Source organism: Natronomonas marina (genome assembly GCF_024298905.1).
Classification (GTDB): Archaea; Halobacteriota; Halobacteria; order Halobacteriales; family Haloarculaceae; genus Natronomonas; species Natronomonas marina.
The window spans coordinates 1,231,918-1,249,231 of sequence record NZ_CP101154.1; the positions used below are offsets into that span (position 1 = coordinate 1,231,918).

Sequence of the window (17,314 nt, forward strand, 5' to 3'; positions counted from 1 at the left end):
TGATTAGACTGCTCTGTTGAATAGCGGTGCTGGCGTGGAGGGTCGGACATTGAGTCGGCTTGTAAGCAGGTGCTGCGAGTGATTTCAAAATTGAGTTCGGTTCACCTCGGCTCAGAGGCCGCTATTCAACACAGCAGATTAGACTGCTCTCCTGTAGCGTAGCGGGACCAGATCAGGAGATCAGGGCATCCCCGTCGAGGTAAGGCCAAGTATGTCCGTGGAACTGCCCCGTCTTCAGTGGGGTGCACTACTGGTTCCGGCCACTTCCGCCAGCCTACCGAAGAACGAACACACAAGTATCGAGCGCGTCGAACGTATGGGCATGGCATCATCACTTGCCGACGAAGCATGTGAGGCCTGTACATCAGAGGACGAACCGCTCACAGAGGCAGAGTACGCCGAGTACCTAACTGAAATCGACGATGATGTCTGGGAAGTCGTTAATGACCATCATCTTGAAGCGGAGTATCCGTTCGAAGATTTCCGCGATGCACTTGAGTTCACGTACGAGATCGGGGAACTTGCTGAACAAGAGTGGCATCATCCAGATATCTCGCTTTAATGGGGCGAGGTGGGAGTCGAAATGTGGACGCACAAAATCGACGGACTGCACAAAACCGACTTCGTAATGGCGGCGCGGATGGATCGGATTCACGAAGAATACGCTCCAGAGTAGCCTGCACCGATCACAAATACTCACTTTCGACGGCGAAGCCGTCGCGGGACCGACGGTGATGCTCCGGCGGGTGGGGGTCTACCGGACGGACGCGCGACCCCACAGCGCCGCGGGCCTCGGCGAGGCCGGATCGGGGACCAGACCCGGCCGGGGGCCGCGTTGCTGTTCCACCCGAACATGCTCGAGTACTACGACACCCTTGACGAGTTCGAGGAGTGGATTGCCGAGAGAGCTCCCGTCTCGGTCGACATGCTCTTCGCACGGGGCGGCGTGGGCCTGATCAACGACGCCGATCATAGTAGTATTCTCTATTGGCTTTTTGTTCTCGGTCAAGTTGGCTGCCAGGCTTGTTGACTCGGGGACGTCCCGTGCGCTCATCGCGACGGAACGTAATCTCAAGCGATGAGAGAAACGTGTTCATCCCATCTCGTATCGATTGTGGTGCCTTCGCGTGCCCACGTTCTCCTGGGGTTCCTTCGAACACGACTAAGCGATCGGCGAATCGATCAATTACGAAGAGATCGTGATCAACAACAAAAACCGGTTGATCAATTCGTTTGCTAAATTGATGAATCTGGTCAGCGAGGGACACACGCCGGTCAACGTCCAAAAACGCAGACGGCTCGTCGATGAGATACAGATCGGCATCGCGAGCGAGGCACAGTGCGACACCGACTCGCTGTAGTTCGCCGCCGGAGAGGGAATCGAGATGTCGGTCGTACAGCACCTCGAGATCGAACGGGTCTCGGATCCATGTTTTGAAGCGCCGGGAGTGGATGTCAGTAACCGCTGCGAACTGTTCGCGCACTGTCGCCTGGCTATCCGGCGCTATGTACTGTGGTTTGTATGAGACAGAAAGAGTACCCGGAACAGCTCCGCTATCAGGTTCAATACCCCCTGCGAGTAGTTTCACGAACGTCGTCTTTCCGAGAGCGTTCTCTCCGACGATACCGATCGATTCACTCGCGTAAATCTGGCCTGAATCGACTGACAACGCGAATCCGGTGAATTCCTTCTGTAGTTCCGGGTATTCGAAGACTGGGTCCTTGTTGGGTAACCCACGCTCGCTGGCTGAAGGGAACTCGATAGCATCGCCGCGGATCTGAACGTTCTCTTCGGCCAGGTATCCGTCCAGAAACTGATTGATACCTGCACGAACCGAGAGTCGCTGGGAGGCGACTCCGAAGCCACCCGGGGCCCCATACAAGATATGGACCCCGTCGGAGAGTAGGTCAAGCATCGCCAGATCGTGTTCGATGACGATCGCTGACGCATCGGTATCCTGAATACGTTCGTGGATTACGTGCGAAACAGTCGACCGCTGTTTGGCGTCTAGGAAGGACGACGGTTCGTCGAACAAGTAGAGGTCTGCATCGCTCAACAGCGTCGTTGCGATGGCGACACGCTGTCGTTCACCACCGGAGAGGTCACCTAGCGACCGGCCACTGATTGATTGGAGGCCAAGTGTATCGATGAGGTCATCGGGGTCGGTCGACCGCGAGAGCAGTCGTTGTCGAACCGTCTCGTCGTCCGTATCGGACAGTGAGTCGACTCGCTGGCTTTTGTAGGCCGTTGTAACCGTTCCGTCACGGAGCCGTTCGAGATGCGTCTGGAGAGTTGTCCCCCGAAACGATTCGACCGCCCTGTCCCAGTCGATCCGGTCTTGTGTTCCGAAGTTCGGAACCAACTCACCGGCCAAGATACGCAAGGCCGTGGTCTTCCCGATTCCGTTCCGGCCGAGGAGGCCGATAACCGCCCCATCGTCTGGAGCCGGGAGGTTATCCAGTCGAAATCCGTTTTCGGCGTACTGGTGAACGAGCTGGCCTGTTTCGGACGGAAGCGGGACGATTCGAATCGCGTCGTTGGGAATTTTCTTTTCGATTAGCTTGTGCTCTCGCATCACCTTGCTCTCGTCGATGTGGAGTTCGCCATCATCGGTGATGTGAAAGCCCTCGTGTCCGGACCGATTCAACGGATCGTACTTGACTGCGATGTTCCGTACTTCGTCGGTGACTTCGTCTTGATCGATGATTGCGACGTATTCTTCGCTCTGTGAATCGGTGGGGGTGTTCATTCGACGGGAACTTCGATGAGTGCCATGTCATCACCGACTGCAGACGTGAGCACCTCCTGGAGGTCGGGTCTCGATTCGGGCCGGTACCCGTCGATACCGAAGCTCTCGGCGAAGGCCACGAGATCTGGATTGGTTAGCTGATTTCCAAACGACTCACCTGTGTGGTCGCGCTGTTTCTCCGAAATGAGTCCGTAATTGTCGTCGTTGAATACGATGATGGTGTAGCCACAACCGGACCGGGTCGCCGTCTCGATCTCGGCGGCATTCATTAGGAATCCCCCGTCTCCAGTTGCTGCGACGACGTTCGCATCGACCGCCAGGTCGGCTGCGAGACCCCCCGGAACCGCGATCCCCATTGATGCGAGACCGTTCGAGATGATGCAGGTGTTCGGCTCGTACGTCGGGAAGTTCTGTGCGATCGCCATCTTGTGACTGCCAACGTCCGAGATGAGCACGTCCTCGGGAGCCATCGCGTCCCGGAGTACTGGCAACACGTCTCGAACAGTGAAAGGAGGATCCGACCCTGGTTCACGGTCGACATCAGTGACTATTCGTTCCCGGTAATCGGTGTACCAGTCAGTGCCGAAGGAGAGTCCAGCTTCCCGACACCAGTCGACCAGTTCCTGGAGCGTCTGTCCGATGTCGGCGACGACTTCAACCTCAGGCGAGTAGGCTTCGTACACCTCGGCCGGTTCGCTGTCGACGTGAACGATATCGGCGTTCCCGTGTCCCCAGTCAGCCGGGTCGTGTTCGGCAATATCGTACCCGACGGTAAGCACCAGGTCGGCCTCGTCGATAGCGCTCGTCGCTTCCTTCTGTGCACCGGAGCCGAGCGTCATCAACGAGTGCCGTTCGGCGTCCGATACCGCACCCTTGCCCATGTACGTCGAGACGACCGGCAGGTCCGTCACGGAGACGAGTTCGCGAAGTTGTTCCGCTGCCTGGGTCCGCACGGCTCCGTTGCCCGTGATGATGATCGGACGCTGTGCATTCTTGAGTAACTCCTTCATCCGGTCGAGAGCGTGCGCGTTGGGTGCGGCGGACTCGACTCTCTCGCGGACAGCGAGCGGCTCCATTAGTGTCTCCTCGGCTGCGACGTTCTCGGGGAGTTCGAGGTGAGTCGCGCCCGGTTTCTCGTGCTCGGCTAGCTTGAACGCCTTCCGGACCGACTCATGGATGATGTCTGGGGCATCGATCTGGGTGTTCCATTTCGTGACCGGCTCGAACATATCGACGACGTCTATCGCCTGGTGACTCTCCTGATGGAGCCGCTCAAGACCACCCTGCGCGGTGATGGCCACTAGCGGACTCTTGTCCAGATGCGCGTCGGCGACGCCGGTCAGCAGATTCGTCGCACCGGGTCCAAGCGTCGAGAGACAGACCCCGGCCTCGCCGGTCAGCCGTCCGTAGACATCGGCCATAAAGGCCGCGCCCTGCTCGTGGCGCACTGGCACGAAAGTCACCTTCGAGTCTCGCAGCGAGAACAGCAGGTCCTCCATCTCCTCGCCTGGCAGGCCGAAGACGTGCTCGACACCCTCGCGTTCCAGTGCCGCGACCAACAGGTCCGATGCCTTCATTTATTCCACCCAGATCGTCTTCCTGTTGACGAACTCCCTGATACCGTCACCGGAGAGTTCACGGCCGTATCCGGACTCCTTGATGCCGCCGAAGGGCACGCGGGGGTCTGATTTGACGAGTTGGTTTACATAGACACAACCGGCGTTGATTTCCCGGCCGACGCGCTCGCCGCGGTCGCGGTCCTCGGTCCAGATGCTTGCACCCAGTCCGAAGTCGGTGTCGTTGGCCTTCGCAATCGCCCGCTCCTCGTCGGCCACCTCATATACAGCGGCCACTGGACCGAATGTCTCTTCGGCATCAGCAGGACAGCCTTCGGGCACGTCAGTCAGGACGGTCGGCAGGTAGTAGGTCCCCTCCCGATCAAGCGGTTCACCGCCGGTCGCGATTTCTGCGCCGGCGTCGACGCTCTGCTGGACCTGCTCGTGGAGTTCCTCCATGAGATCTTGGCGGGCCTGGGGACCGATGTCCGTGTCTTCGTCCATCGGATCGCCGACCGTGTAGGACTTGATTTCCGAGACGAGTTCGTCGACGAACGTGTCGTAAACGTCCGTGTGGATGATGAAGCGCTTGGCGGCGATGCAAGACTGGCCGCCGTTCTGGTTGCGAGCCCAGGCACCCATCTCGGCGGCCTCAGCGACGTCGGCGTCGTCAAGAACGACGAATGGATCGCTCCCACCGAGTTCGAGGACGGTTTTTTTGAGGTGCTCACCGGCTGTCGATGCGACGGCCCGACCAGCCGGACCGCTTCCCGTGAGCGTCACGGCTCGCAGACGGTCGTCGGCGATGATGTCGTCAACGAGATCGGAGGGAACCAGCAGCGACTGGAAGACACCGTCGGGGTAGCCGGCTTCGTTAAAAACATCCTCGATGGCTTTGGCACAGCCGGGGACATTCGAGGCGTGTTTCAGGAGGCCGACGTTGCCCACAGTCAGGTACGGCGCGGCGAACCGGAAGACCTGCCAGAAGGGAAAGTTCCATGGCATGACTGCGAGAACCGGGCCGAGCGGTTCGTAGACGGTCTTGACGCTCGAGCCAGACGGACTGGAGTGGCCTTCTGGCTGGAGATACTCGCTGGCCGACTTGGCGTAGTGGTTACAGACCCACGCGCACTTCTCGACTTCGGAGACGGCCTGAGTGATGGGTTTACCCATCTCTCGGGTCATCGTCTCGGCGTACTCCTGTTTGTTCTCGCGGAGGACTTCAGCTGCGCTCTCGAGCAGCTCTTCGCGTTCCCTGAGCGGACGATTTCGCCACTCCTCGAAGGCTGTCGTGGCTTGATCAAGAGAACCGTCAATGTCGTCTTTCGTATGAGTTTCGTACGATTCGATCCGTTCACCGGTCGAAGGATTGACGACGTCCATGCAGTCGAGTTATGCCTCAAGCCCGTTAACCCCATCACCACCCTTGCACGGTTACGTATGACATGATGTAGGCTGGAGTAACGAGGGTGACATAGAAACAATCACCGACGGGGAGGCTTTTGGCCATGGATCACGCTCTATCGGTATGCCCGAACGAAACGTCCTCGGCGAGGAACTTGCCACCTGTAGCACTGATCCGAGGACTGGCTTCGATCGCGATGGCTGCTGTGGAACGCATCCCAACGATCGAGGCAGACACGAGCTCTGTGCGGTCATGACCGACGAATTCCTGTCGTTCAGCAAAGCGCAGGGCAACGACCTTGTGACGCCGCGTCCGGAGTTAGAGTTTCCCGGGCTTTCCCCTGGCGATCGCTGGTGTCTCTGTCTCGGACGGTGGATCGAGGCGCTTGAAGCCACGCGAGCCGAACGCCTCCCGGAGACGACCGTCCCACCCGTTGTTCTCGAAGCGACCAACGAGGCAGTGCTGGATTCCGTGGATCTGGAGACGCTCGAAAGCCACGCCTACGACGCGTGAGCAGCCGACGGGCGTGATGTCGCGCGATCATGCCGACGGCGTCTGCGGCTCCCGCTTCGGTGTTCATCCTCCGTAGCGTGATGACCGTTGTATGACACAGGGAGGGGTAAGAGCTACTGATGCCGACTACGGACGTCCGTTAACAAGGACGGCCAAGCGGTTTCCGTTTGGGATTCGTACTCACACGTCCATGACAACTACCGAAGAACTCGCCGCGTTCGTCGACGCCGTCTCCCACGAGGACTTCTCGGAGAACACACGCGAAGAGCTAAAGAAACGCACACTGGATTCCCTCGGAATCGGCATCGCCGCGCTAGGTCATGAACCGGTCGAGGACATCCACGACACCTGCCGCCGGGCGAATCCAGGCACCAGCTGTACGTTATGGGGGCGCAGCGAGTCAGCTTCGCCGGTCGGTGCCGCGATGCACAACACTGCTCTCACCCGGTACCTCGACTTCATGGACTCGTTTCTGGCGCCGGGAGAGACGCCCCACCCCAGCGACAACATCGGTGCCGTCGTCGCCGCTGGAGAGGAGGCCGGCGCCACAGGGGAGGAACTGCTGGAAGGCATCGGCGTGGCCTACGAGGTCCAAGGGGAACTCGCTTGGAATGCACCGGTTCGGGATGAAGGATTCGACCACGTGACCCACACCGTCATCTCGGCCGCCTGCGGCGTCGCGAAGATGCTGAACCTCGACGTTGAGGCGACGAGGAACGCCATTGGCATCGCGGGTACCGCCCACAACGCTCTCCGGGTCACCCGAACCGGCGGTATCAACGAGTGGAAAGGCATCGCGTCTGCAAACGCCGCACGCAATGCGACGTACGCCTGCCTACTCGCGCAGGAGGGCATGGAAGGGCCGAAGAACCTCTTCGAGGGCCAGAAGGGCTGGAAGCAGGTCATCAGCGGCGATTTCACGGTCGATCTCGACCCCGCTTGCTCGCGGGTCCACGACGTAATGACCAAGCGATACGTCGCCGAGACCTACGCGCAGTCGGCCGTCGAGGGCATCATCGAACTCGCCGAGGCCGAGGACATCGACCACGGGCGGGTCGACTCTATCCACCTGGACACGTTCGGCGGCGCGGCTCTCATTATCGGCGGTGGCGAGGGGGACCGATACGCAGTAGAGACGAAGGCCCAAGCCGACCACTCGCTGCCCTACATGCTCGCGGCCGCGCTCATCGACCGGGAGATGGGCAACGAGCAGTACGAGGCTGAGCGCATCCGGGCCGACGATGTCCAGCGGCTGCTACGGACGGTCGAGGTCGAGGAGGACAGCACGTTCACCGAACGGTTCGAGTGCGGCGAGATGCCTGCGCGCATCGAGATCACGATGACCGACGGTACCACGTACGTCGTCGAAAAGAATGCCTTCCAGGGCCATCCCACGCAGCCGATGGACTGGGACCAGGTCGAGGCGAAGTTCCATGCCACGGCGAGCCAGTTCGACGAGCGCCGTCGCACGGAGGTCGTCGAAACGGTGCGAGATCTCGAATCGACCGACCTCGACGACCTCGTAGGATTGCTGGCATAGGTCCTGGCCATACGTGGCAACGGCAGTCCGCTTCCCTTCTGACGCTGTCTCTAAGTGCCAAGCGGACGAATGTCCGTATGAACGATGGTTGAGCGCACCTTCGAGTTCCTGCACCACAACGAGAGGGAGGAGAAGCCACGCGAGAGGGGCATCACGGAGATTCGGGGGCCCTACTACGATCCGATGGGCCCTCGGGAGCTACGGGATATCCTAGAGACGATGGGCCAGTACGTCGACATCTACAAGTTCTCCGGCGGGTCGTTCGCGCTGATGCCCGAAGACGCCGTCACAGACCTCATCGACATCTGCCACGAACACGACATGAAGGTCTCCACTGGAGGGTACATCGAGAACGTCCTCGTGCGGGACAACGACAAGATTCACGAGTACTTTGAGGAAGCCGAGCGCCTTGGGTTCGACATCGTCGAGATCTCCAGTGGATTCCTCGCAATGGGTAGCGACGACATCGTCCGCCTGACCGAGGTGGCAGATGAGGAGTACGATATCGAACCGAAACCCGAAATCAATGTCCAGTTCGGCGCGGGCGGTGCCTCTGATCCCGAGGAACTGGAGCGTCAAGGCCAGCAGGACCCCGAACAGGCAATCGAGGAGGGGCGAAAGCACCTCGACGCAGGCGCGGACTTGCTGATGGTCGAGGCTGAAGGGATTACCGAAGAGGTCGAAGAGTGGCGCACCGACGTCGCCTACCGGATCGCCAACGAACTCGGCACGGAGAATCTGGTGTTCGAGGCGCCAGGACCGGAGATGTTCGAGTGGTACATCAAGAACTTCGGCCCCGAGGTGAACCTGTTCGTCGACAACAGCCAGATCGTCGAGCTGGAGTGTATGCGCTCGGGCCTGTGGGGCAAGGCGACGACGTGGGGGCGCACTGTCACTTGGAAAGATAAACGCTAGTAACGAACACGACGTTTGACCGCACTCGTCCGGACGGAACTCGCACTGAGACTCACATACCGTCTGCAATTAGTGGTCAGCGATCAGTAATTCTTGTTCGGAGTGTTTGCTGCATACACTCTCTGGGTCTTGTTTAGATGCCTGATTTCATCGGATAAAGCCCTTGATCCCGGTGGGTTCCACTTGATCGGCGGAGTCACGAGCGGTCGTTTGAGTCAACTGGCTATGATGTACTGTTCAGAATAATGAACGATTAGTCATGCGGGACAGCTGTGTTTCGCATTGGGCCACCACAATCGGGACACTTGTTTCCCTGCCCCGCGTTTTTAACACCGGTTCCACACTCTCGGCACACATACACCGTTCCTTCAGGGTGATCCGGATCGGTTTCTCTCATGATCTACCAGTAGAGGCTCAAGACTGTTAAGATACAGGCTGCACCCTCACAGTACTTTAGCTAACGGCGAATAGTCGAGCTCCACAGTCTGGGCATTCGAGCCGGTACTGGCCACCATCAGAAGGAACGTTCCAATCGCCTTCAATGGGGCTTTCGTGCCCACATGACGAACAGAAGAGGACTGCTTTCCGCTTAGATCTATTCACCCACTTGACACCTCGTCTGCCGCTTCAAGAATTTCCGTGTACCGGTTCCGAATCGTGACCTTGCTCACGTTAGCGATTTCGGCCAGATCGTCCTGGATGACGTCTTGATTTGTGAGTTTGGCAGCTGCATATAGCGCTGATGCTGCAATCCCGACTGGGTTTCGCCCACTGTGAACACCCGCTTCGACCGCGGCTTGAGTCAGTTCCCGACTTCGACGTTCCGTTTCATCGGGACACTCCAGCTGGGAAGCGAACCGGGCAATGTATGCTTCAGGATCCGTCGGGGCCATTTCGAGCTCCAGTTCATCTGCCAGATAGCGATAGGTGCGCTCGATCTCGATTTTATCGACACGACTCACGGCAGCAACTTCATCGAGTGTCCGGGGCGCATTCTCCAGACGTGACCCGGCGTAGAGGGCTGCTGTTGCCATTCCCTCGATCGACCGGCCCCGGAGCATGTCCTTTTCCAGTGCCTGCCGATACAACACACTCGTCGTTTCCCTGATCGGATCGGGACATCCAAGCGCGGAGGCCATCCGGTTGATCTCCCCCAGCGCCTGCTTTAGATTCCGTTCCCGATTGTTTTTCGTCCGAAACCGCTCGTCCCATTTCCGGAGGCGTTGCATTTTCTTTCGCTGACGGGACGAGAGCGACCGTCCATACGCGTCTTCGTCTCGCCAGTCAATAACCGTCGATAGGCCACGATCGTGTAATTGCTGGGTTTGGGGGGCTCCGACCCGCGACTTGTCATTCTTTTCGCGCGAATCGAACGCACGCCATTCAGGTCCGCGGTCAATCTGATCTGATTCGAGTACGCGGCCACAGTCTTGACAGTGGGTTTCGGCCTGTGCCTCGTCGTGGACGATGCGTCCACTGCACTCCGGACACGTTCTGGCCGATGGTTCATTCTGCTCCTCTTCGGCCGTCTCACCGTGTTCCTCGGGAGAGCCTTCTTCGCGAACCCTTGGCGTAGTAAATGATTCAGTCACGTTCAGCTCCCCCCGATAACAGAGCGGGAGCGTCGCTGCCGGCGGGACAAGCGGATATCCCAAACCCGGTAACTCTGGAAAGTGGCAGACAAACGGGGTATACCGACTCTGAGCGGAGGTCGGCTATCAGACTGCTTCCTGGACTGACGAGCAGGGGATAATGATACCATGTACGGCTTTTGACCCCGTACGATAGTAAGTTTTTATATCGCAAAAATCGATTACCGATCTGACTACTCAGACTCGGAGATTAAGAGAATATTCATAGAGATAGCTATTAAAGATAGTTATGAATCAAACTTATGGGGCCAGAGTCTCAACGTAAGTTCATGAGTTCAGAACAAGACCATCTTCAAGACACTGATACCGAAGCTCGCTTCGAGTTCAAGAAGGAGGAGAAGTCGGCCTTCGAGGCTGAGAAAGGGCTCACCGAGGAGACTATCCGCCTGATCTCGGAAGACAAAGACGAGCCCGAGTGGATGCTCCAGCGCCGGCTGCGAGCGCTGAAGCAGTTCCAGGAGATGCCGATGCCGACCGACTGGCCTGGTCAGCCGGACCTGAGCGAGGTCGACATCGACGAGATCGTCCCCTACATTCGCCCGGACATCGAGACGCGCGGCGGCGCCGAGAACTGGGAAGACCTTCCCGAGGAGATTCAGGACACCTTCGACAAACTCGGCATCCCCGAGGCCGAGAAGAACGCCCTCTCGGGCGTCGGCGCCCAGTACGAGTCCGAAATCGTCTACCAGAACATGCAAGAGCGCTGGGAGGACAAGGGCGTCATCTTCTGTGACATGGACAAGGCCGTCCAGGAGCATGAAGACATCGTCAAGGAGTACTTCATGACCAAGGCCGTGCCACCGAGCGACAACAAGTTCGCGGCGCTACACGGCGCGATCTGGTCGGGCGGCTCGTTCGTCTACGTCCCCGAGGACACGAACGTCGACATGCCCGTGCAGGCGTACTTCCGGATGAACTCTGAGGGGATGGGCCAGTTCGAACACACCCTCATCGTCGCCGAGGAGAACTCCGAAGTTCACTACATCGAGGGCTGTTCCGCGCCGAAATACTCGGCGTTCAATCTCCACAGCGGTGGCGTCGAGGTGTTCGTCAAGGAGAACGCTCACGTCCAGTACTCGACCGTCCAGAACTGGTCGAAGAACACCTACAACCTCAACACCAAACGCGCCATCGCCGAGAAGGACGCCACAATGGAGTGGGTGTCGGGGTCGATGGGCTCGAAAGCCACGATGCTGTACCCCTCGACCATCCTCAAGGGCCCCGGCGCGACGGACAACCACATCACCATCGCCATGGCTGGCGAAGGACAGAACATCGACACCGGCGCGAAGGTGTACCACAACGCGCCGAACACGAAGTCGACCATCGAGTCCAAATCCATCGCCAAGGACGGCGGCCGCACCAACTACCGCGGCCTCGTCCACATCGCCGACGGCGCTACTGACTCCTCGACGGCCGTCGAGTGTGACGCGCTGATGTTCGACAACGAGTCGACGTCGGACACGATGCCGTACATGGAGATCGAGGAGTCGAAAGTCGACGTCGCCCACGAGGCGACCGTCGGCAAGATCGGTGACGAGGACGTCTTCTACCTCGAATCACGTGGGCTGGACGACGACGACGCAAAGCAGATGATCGTCTCGGGGTTCATCGAGCCGCTCACGGAGGAACTGCCCATCGAGTACGCGGTCGAAATGAACCGGCTCATCGAACTCGAGATGGAGGGATCGCTCGGGTAGTGACCAGGGCGGCTGAACGCTAAACTACTAGAGGATATCTCAATGGCTATCGATCCGAGTTTCGAGACCACCCACGAGGAAGTTGACCGCCACGAGGACCACCGGGTATGGACGACAGATGGCGAGGAACCAAGGGAGGATAAACAGGGCATCCACGGAACCCATGTCGCAGTGGATTTCGACATCTGTATCGCGGATGGGGCCTGTCTGGAGGATTGCCCCGTCGACGTATTCGAGTGGACCGATACCCCTGGCCACCCCGAGTCCGAAATCAAGGCCGACCCCACCTACGAGGACCAGTGCATCGACTGTATGCTCTGTGTCGACGTCTGCCCTGTCGACGCCATCGACGTTGACCCGGGACGTGCTGGGAGGCTCTGACCCCCGAGAGGAGGAGCGCTGACGATGATTCTGACATTACAGTGTTACCGGTGCGGGACCGACTACGAGTACGTTGGCACCTCGCCTCATCCAGGCCAGTGCCAGGCGTGTGGCTCGCCGTGTGTTCCCCCTGCAGGGAGCCTCAGCGTCCTCAACAGCGCTCACTGGGAGAGCGCAAACGGCCTCTCGAAAGTCTGGGTGTATGCGCTCGACGAACGAGATCGCCCGTTCGAATTCGAGGTCGCCGCACAGGGCAACCGTGGAAAGTTAGTGGCACTGCGAGTCGACGGTATATCCGTTGCTCCACAAGTAGACGAGACACTCGAAACGCTTCCTCCGGCAGTGAACACCGAACTCGCTGACGCAGGAATTGAACGAGTAGATCCCAATACACTCAAACAATCGAAGTGATGACAAGCATTCATTTGAGCGACTGGTGACCGGGAATGAGAAACAATACGCCGGCGAATCCGGCTGTCAAGATCGGGAGGCAGAGAGGATAACAACATGAGCTCAGACGTCAGATTCACCGACTTCAAATCCGACAAGCAGCCCACCTGGTGTCCCGGCTGCGGTGATTTCGGGACGATGAACGGGATGATGAAAGCGCTCGCAAACACCAGCAATGACCCGGACAACACGTTCGTCGTCGCCGGTATCGGGTGCTCGGGGAAGATCGGTACCTACATGCACAGCTAGGCGCTCCACGGCGTCCACGGCCGCGCGCTCCCTGTGTTGGAACGAAGCTGGCCAACCCGAACTTGGAGGTCATGGTCGCCGGTGGTGACGGTGACGGGTACTCGATCGGTGCGGGCCACTTCATCCACGCCGTCCGCCGCAACGTCGACATGAGCTACGTCGTCATGGATAACCGCATCTACGGGCTGACGAAAGGCCAAGCCTCGCCGACATCGCGTGAGGACTTCGAGACGTTGACGACGCCCGATGGTCCGAAACAGCCGCCGGTCAACCCACTCGCGCTCGCGCTGGCTGCCGGCGGGACGTTCATTGCTCAGTCGTTCTCGTCGGACGCACAGCGCCACACCGAGATCGTCCAGCAGGCGGTCGAACACGACGGCTTCGGCTTCGTCAACGTCTACTCACCATGTGTCACGTCCAACGACGTGGATACCTACGACTACTTCAGAGACTCCATCGTCGATCTACAAGAAAGCGACCACGACCCCACCGACTACGACGATGCCAAAGATGCCATCCTCGACGCCGACAAGGAGTACCAAGTCATCATTTACCGAGACGAGAACTCCACCCCCTGGGAACAGCGCGAAGGACTCACCGAGAACATGGCCGACATTCCCGACGGCGCCCCGGACGACGCGATGGACCTCGTCGGAGAGTTCTACTGAGCGATCACAGATACTGACATGTCGGTTCACCGTTCGCCCGCTGTCCCAACCGGTGTCGTGTCGAACTATCGTGGATGCGAAGACGCTCTGATCAACATTGCGCCTATTCTGAATCGCGTAGACGACGACACTCCCCGATCCGGGATTGGATGCCTTTCGTATCGATAACACCATGCCAGAATGCAGCACCTGCGGAGAGCACGTTTCGGATCGGTTCATACGAGTGTTTGGCGATGAGTCAGGCGTAGTGTACGCGTGTCCTGCTTGTTCAGCGAATGCTGGCATCGGAGAAGCGACACGCGAGCGGAGCGATCCGGTCTAATTCAATTCAGTAGCTCAGGGGGCGAGAGCGAAACGATATCACTACCGCTGTATTCGTGGCGACTATTTTTTGATCCACCCTCCAGATCAAGGGACCCTGCCCCGCGCTTACTCTTCAAATCCGAAGATCTGGCGCAATTCATCTTCGATCCGATCGACGAATTCAGTGAGAAGGGCATCAAAGGTCTCCTCGTCGCCGGGCAAGGTCTGTTTCCGCTCTTCAATATCGTCAGGTAAGGTGATACGGAATTGTCCATCGCCCTCGTAGACCGGTTCACTCTCGTTGAGCACCTGTCGGTCGATGGCGCGAAGAACCTCTGAGTCGGCCTGTCCGTGGAGTTGCTGGTACGCATTCGAGTATGCCGTCTCCAGTTCTTCGAAGTAATGGACGTATTTGTCTTCGAATTTCTCCGGGTCGAATTCGGTCATCACTGGATCGACGGTCGGAAGAATAAAAGATTCAGTGCCCGGACCTGGCAGTGACTACACCCCTGGCCACTCGGGAGTTGGGGGACTAATTATACCGCTGATGATATCACTTTAGAACATGTCAAAAAATCATGTTGATTCAGAGTTATACGGCCAGAGTCGAAACAGCGGGGTATGAGTTCCGAAGCGAAAAGTGAGGATGACCTGCGCGAGGAAATCGGTACCTTCCTACAGAAGAACTTTCCACAGATCGAAATGCACGGCGGGTCGGCAGCGATCCAGAACCTTGACCGGGAAAGCGGCGAGGTGTCCATCCAACTCGGAGGTGCGTGCAGCGGGTGCGGTATCTCTCCGATGACGATTCAGGCCATCAAGAAACGGATGGTGAACGAGATTGCCGAAATAGAGACCGTTCACGCTAATACCGGCGGTGGTGGCGGGAGTGGCCACGGCGGCAAGAGCCCGTCATTCCCTGGAGAAACAACCGACAGCGGAGAAAGCGGCGGAGAGGACGATGGAGCCCCGACCGCACCCTTCTAGAGGTTCTTTTTCAGCATATCAACACCCGTCTCCAAGAAATAATCGGTGATTGAAGCCCCAGCCTATTTCAAGAGCGATCACTCCAGAAGATTCAGCGAGTGACAAGAATAAGTTGCTTCCAGTAGATTCGGAACCGTATGCATTGAGACGGCCAGTCTCAACTACTGAATGAAGCTGGAATCAACCGGAAAATCTACGCGGATGCGAATGCCGGAACCGATGGAGAAGGCAATAAGATTCCGAACCGATGGAAAATTACCGCTCATAACGTACGCCACGGGTTTAGTACGTACATGGTCATTGAGACTGACGCCGGACTATGGGAGGTATCACGAGCGATGGGGCATCCGTCAGTAGAAATCACACAGCGGATGTACGTTAATGACGGTCCCCGTGCGGGGATTGACCACCTCCATGAGTATGGTCCCGAGTGATCATCTATACTGTCCTACCCTGTACTGGAGGACATAATTAGACGGTAGTTTTAGTCTAGTTGGAGACGTTTGCCGTATCAGAATAGTTAATCGAAATTAGGTATTCCGGCATGTTGTTCTGACGAATCAGATTCTTGAAGTCGGGTGAGGTCGTCATGCAACACGGCATCGACGACTCGCCTGGCCTTTTCATCTGTTAGTGGTGTGTCGTATAGCGACCGAAAATCCGCCATTCGTTTAGCGGCGGGTAGATACAGTGAATCTGGTGGAGCGACTGAATTGGCGGCTCTTCGTCGGTGACGTAGTCATGTATCTTAGGACCATCCGCATGTTTATCTTTCTCGTCCTGCGTTATCGCCCATTCAATATGTTCTTGTTGAATATCAGTCAATTCCTCCCCATCTAGTTTGTAATAGCTATTTGGTTCAGGTGTTGAAACGATTTCTAGTATTCGTGAACTACCCCTGCCTACTCACTCACGGCTATGCCGTTCGTTCCTTGAGGCAGGGGCTTCCTGTTTCCACGACGGAACTTGCAGACACTTCATGGATGGCATCCGTGTCCACAGCGGTTCCAGTCTCCGCAGGCGTTGCTTCGGAGTGAACCACTCCTAGCTTCCGCAAGCCCCGTTCCCAGACGTTCAACGCGGCATTATAGTCACGGTCGGTTTCAAAACCGCAACTCGGGCATGAGTGTTCCCGGACCCACAACGGCTTCTCGGTTTTCACACCACACTGATTGCATTCTTTCGTCGTGTCTTCCGGGTCAACTTCCACGACGTGACACCCACGCTTGTTACCGTGGTGTTTGAGAATAGTGATGAAGGCTCGCCATCCAATTTCGTGGGTGTTCCGACCGTTCTTGTCGTCTTCAAGCAGTGACTTCACGTTGAGGTCTTCCACAAACACAGCGTCGAACTCGCTGGTGTAGAACGCCGCAACCTTATGCTTGAAGTCCAGTTTCTTCTGCCGCATCCGCTTATGCACTTCAGCCACCGTCTGTCGCTGTTTTTCCCAGTTGTTCGACCGGTGTTCTTTCCGGGAGAGCTTCCGTTGTTCCCGCTCCAAGCGTTCACGGTCACTGGATAAGTCGAGACGACTGATTTGGCGTCCATCAGAGTCATGGAAGTTCGTGATGCCGAGGTCCAACCCGACAGTATCCTCGGTGTCAATCTCGTCGGGGGCCGGTTTCTCAGGTGCGCCTTCTTCAATGTTGAGGCAGGCATACCATGCACCCGTCTGGTCTTTTTTGACCGTGACGTGTTTCACGTCAACGTCGTCTGGGAGTGGTCGATGGAGCCGTATCGGAACGTCGATGGTGTCGCCGTTGACTTTCTTGAGTGTCAGGAGTCCACGTCCATTGGGGCCACTCTTCTCATCGAGTTCGAAACCCCGTTGGCGATACGTGAAACTCCGATACTCCTGTGGCGCTTTCCAGTTTAACGACCCAACCGAGTAGCCTTTCTGCTTGAGTTTCCCGAGGTTTTCGATGTTGGTGGCAATCTGCTCAACAGCCTGTTGAAGGACTGTCGAGTAGATGTTCGTCAGATCAGTCCACCAGTCTTTCAAATCGGGGATCTCATCTCTGACCTGTGTGACGCGCTGTTTGACAGTGCCCTCGGTTTCGGGTATCCGGTTGTAGCGGTACAGACTGTGGTTGTAGAGTTGTCGCACGGTGTCACGCACCCAGTCCAGTTGCTCCCGCTGCTGACTGTCAGGAAACAACCGATACTTGAGTGCGTAATCCATGCGCCGTACCTCGATTATCCACCTGTAGAAACTTAAAGATAAGCATCCCTCGCAGGGCGATTC

General features: G+C 57.7%; 16 protein-coding genes and 2 pseudogenes. 10 read left to right on the forward strand and 8 right to left on the reverse strand.

The features are described 5' to 3' along the window. Nucleotides 1-322: 322 nt before the first annotated feature. A pseudogene (locus NLF94_RS06650) lies at nt 323-676 on the forward strand (4a-hydroxytetrahydrobiopterin dehydratase). A 280-nt stretch (nt 677-956) separates the two neighbouring features. On the opposite strand, the gene NLF94_RS06655 reads toward NLF94_RS06650, so the two are convergent. Genes NLF94_RS06655 through NLF94_RS06665 form a run of 3 tightly spaced genes read right to left on the reverse strand, consistent with a single transcriptional unit; the run spans nt 957 to nt 5,689 of the window. Then, nucleotides 957-2,750 (reverse strand): ribosome biogenesis/translation initiation ATPase RLI, encoded by a 1,794-nt coding sequence (locus NLF94_RS06655; protein ID WP_254840683.1) that lies wholly within the window; start codon nt 2,748-2,750, stop codon nt 957-959. After that, nucleotides 2,747-4,327, reverse strand: coding sequence for an acetolactate synthase large subunit (locus NLF94_RS06660; protein WP_254840684.1), 1,581 nt, complete (start codon nt 4,325-4,327; stop codon nt 2,747-2,749). Before NLF94_RS06660 ends, NLF94_RS06655 begins: the two co-directional genes overlap by 4 nt. Beyond that, the gene (locus tag NLF94_RS06665) at nt 4,328-5,689 is read right to left on the reverse strand and encodes an NAD-dependent succinate-semialdehyde dehydrogenase (RefSeq protein WP_254840685.1); all 1,362 of its coding nucleotides are present in this window, start codon (nt 5,687-5,689) and stop codon (nt 4,328-4,330) included. 145 nt (nt 5,690-5,834) lie between these two features. Between NLF94_RS06665 and NLF94_RS06670 the strand changes: the two genes are divergently transcribed. From NLF94_RS06670 to NLF94_RS06680, 3 genes are all read left to right on the forward strand, one after another. After that, complete coding sequence (locus NLF94_RS06670) at nt 5,835-6,224, forward strand: DUF2237 family protein (RefSeq protein ID WP_254840686.1); 390 nt, start codon at nt 5,835-5,837, stop codon at nt 6,222-6,224. 190 nt (nt 6,225-6,414) lie between these two features. Next, a complete protein-coding gene (locus tag NLF94_RS06675) occupies nt 6,415-7,764 on the forward strand; it encodes an MmgE/PrpD family protein (protein WP_254840687.1) in 1,350 nt (449 codons plus the stop codon). Nucleotides 7,765-7,848: 84 nt separating this feature from the next. Continuing rightward, the gene (locus tag NLF94_RS06680; RefSeq protein ID WP_254840688.1) at nt 7,849-8,679 is read left to right on the forward strand and encodes a phosphosulfolactate synthase; all 831 of its coding nucleotides are present in this window, start codon (nt 7,849-7,851) and stop codon (nt 8,677-8,679) included. A gap of 253 nt (nt 8,680-8,932) precedes the next feature. Here the strand turns inward: NLF94_RS06680 and NLF94_RS06685 are convergent, their stop codons facing one another. The 3 genes from NLF94_RS06685 to NLF94_RS06690 are packed head-to-tail and all read right to left on the reverse strand — an operon-like array spanning nt 8,933 to nt 10,271. After that, nucleotides 8,933-9,076: a rubrerythrin-like domain-containing protein gene (locus NLF94_RS06685; protein ID WP_254840689.1), complete on the reverse strand. Its 144-nt coding sequence runs from the start codon at nt 9,074-9,076 to the stop codon at nt 8,933-8,935. A 56-nt stretch (nt 9,077-9,132) separates the two neighbouring features. Next, nucleotides 9,133-9,282 (reverse strand): DUF8106 domain-containing protein, encoded by a 150-nt coding sequence (locus tag NLF94_RS21115; RefSeq protein ID WP_474509145.1) that lies wholly within the window; start codon nt 9,280-9,282, stop codon nt 9,133-9,135. Further along, nucleotides 9,279-10,271, reverse strand: a complete 993-nt coding sequence (locus tag NLF94_RS06690) for a transcription initiation factor IIB (protein WP_254840690.1) — start codon at nt 10,269-10,271, stop codon at nt 9,279-9,281. Before NLF94_RS06690 ends, NLF94_RS21115 begins: the two co-directional genes overlap by 4 nt. Nucleotides 10,272-10,600: 329 nt before the next feature. Here NLF94_RS06690 and sufB point away from each other — a divergent pair, with 329 nt between their 5' ends. From sufB to NLF94_RS21075, 5 genes and pseudogenes are all read left to right on the forward strand, one after another. Continuing rightward, nucleotides 10,601-12,031, forward strand: a complete 1,431-nt coding sequence (gene sufB, locus NLF94_RS06695) for a Fe-S cluster assembly protein SufB (RefSeq protein ID WP_254840691.1) — start codon at nt 10,601-10,603, stop codon at nt 12,029-12,031. Nucleotides 12,032-12,073: 42 nt separating this feature from the next. Further along, nucleotides 12,074-12,412 carry a 4Fe-4S dicluster domain-containing protein gene (locus NLF94_RS06700; RefSeq protein WP_254840692.1) on the forward strand — a complete coding sequence of 113 codons (339 nt, stop codon included), beginning with the start codon at nt 12,074-12,076 and terminating at the stop codon, nt 12,410-12,412. Between the two features lie 24 nt (nt 12,413-12,436). After that, on the forward strand, nt 12,437-12,823 hold the full coding sequence (locus tag NLF94_RS06705) for a hypothetical protein (protein WP_254840693.1): 387 nt from the start codon (nt 12,437-12,439) through the stop codon (nt 12,821-12,823). Nucleotides 12,824-12,919: 96 nt separating this feature from the next. Continuing rightward, nucleotides 12,920-13,779, forward strand: a pseudogene (locus NLF94_RS06710) (2-oxoacid:ferredoxin oxidoreductase subunit beta). A 172-nt stretch (nt 13,780-13,951) separates the two neighbouring features. Further along, nucleotides 13,952-14,101, forward strand: a complete 150-nt coding sequence (locus NLF94_RS21075; protein WP_434085386.1) for a DUF7563 family protein — start codon at nt 13,952-13,954, stop codon at nt 14,099-14,101. 107 nt (nt 14,102-14,208) lie between these two features. Here NLF94_RS21075 and NLF94_RS06715 read toward each other — a convergent pair whose 3' ends face one another. After that, the gene (locus tag NLF94_RS06715) at nt 14,209-14,529 is read right to left on the reverse strand and encodes a DUF5783 family protein (RefSeq protein ID WP_246989810.1); all 321 of its coding nucleotides are present in this window, start codon (nt 14,527-14,529) and stop codon (nt 14,209-14,211) included. Nucleotides 14,530-14,703: 174 nt separating this feature from the next. Here NLF94_RS06715 and NLF94_RS06720 point away from each other — a divergent pair, with 174 nt between their 5' ends. Continuing rightward, entirely contained in the window at nt 14,704-15,069 is a 366-nt protein-coding gene (locus tag NLF94_RS06720) for a NifU family protein (protein WP_254840694.1), read from the forward strand. Between the two features lie 916 nt (nt 15,070-15,985). Here the strand turns inward: NLF94_RS06720 and NLF94_RS06725 are convergent. Beyond that, the gene (locus NLF94_RS06725; protein WP_254840695.1) at nt 15,986-17,251 is read right to left on the reverse strand and encodes an RNA-guided endonuclease InsQ/TnpB family protein; all 1,266 of its coding nucleotides are present in this window, start codon (nt 17,249-17,251) and stop codon (nt 15,986-15,988) included. Nucleotides 17,252-17,314 lie beyond the last annotated feature (63 nt).

Coding starts and splice junctions, on each gene's coding strand:
- NLF94_RS06655 (WP_254840683.1), bottom strand. CDS start 2,750: ATGAACACCCCCACCGATTCACAGAGCGAAGAATACGTCGCAATCATC.
- NLF94_RS06660 (WP_254840684.1), bottom strand. CDS start 4,327: ATGAAGGCATCGGACCTGTTGGTCGCGGCACTGGAACGCGAGGGTGTC.
- NLF94_RS06665 (WP_254840685.1), bottom strand. CDS start 5,689: ATGGACGTCGTCAATCCTTCGACCGGTGAACGGATCGAATCGTACGAA.
- NLF94_RS06670 (WP_254840686.1), top strand. CDS start 5,835: ATGCCCGAACGAAACGTCCTCGGCGAGGAACTTGCCACCTGTAGCACT.
- NLF94_RS06675 (WP_254840687.1), top strand. CDS start 6,415: ATGACAACTACCGAAGAACTCGCCGCGTTCGTCGACGCCGTCTCCCAC.
- NLF94_RS06680 (WP_254840688.1), top strand. CDS start 7,849: ATGGTTGAGCGCACCTTCGAGTTCCTGCACCACAACGAGAGGGAGGAG.
- NLF94_RS06685 (WP_254840689.1), bottom strand. CDS start 9,076: ATGAGAGAAACCGATCCGGATCACCCTGAAGGAACGGTGTATGTGTGC.
- sufB (WP_254840691.1), top strand. CDS start 10,601: ATGAGTTCAGAACAAGACCATCTTCAAGACACTGATACCGAAGCTCGC.
- NLF94_RS06700 (WP_254840692.1), top strand. CDS start 12,074: ATGGCTATCGATCCGAGTTTCGAGACCACCCACGAGGAAGTTGACCGC.
- NLF94_RS06705 (WP_254840693.1), top strand. CDS start 12,437: ATGATTCTGACATTACAGTGTTACCGGTGCGGGACCGACTACGAGTAC.
- NLF94_RS21075 (WP_434085386.1), top strand. CDS start 13,952: ATGCCAGAATGCAGCACCTGCGGAGAGCACGTTTCGGATCGGTTCATA.
- NLF94_RS06715 (WP_246989810.1), bottom strand. CDS start 14,529: ATGACCGAATTCGACCCGGAGAAATTCGAAGACAAATACGTCCATTAC.
- NLF94_RS06720 (WP_254840694.1), top strand. CDS start 14,704: ATGAGTTCCGAAGCGAAAAGTGAGGATGACCTGCGCGAGGAAATCGGT.
- NLF94_RS06725 (WP_254840695.1), bottom strand. CDS start 17,251: ATGGATTACGCACTCAAGTATCGGTTGTTTCCTGACAGTCAGCAGCGG.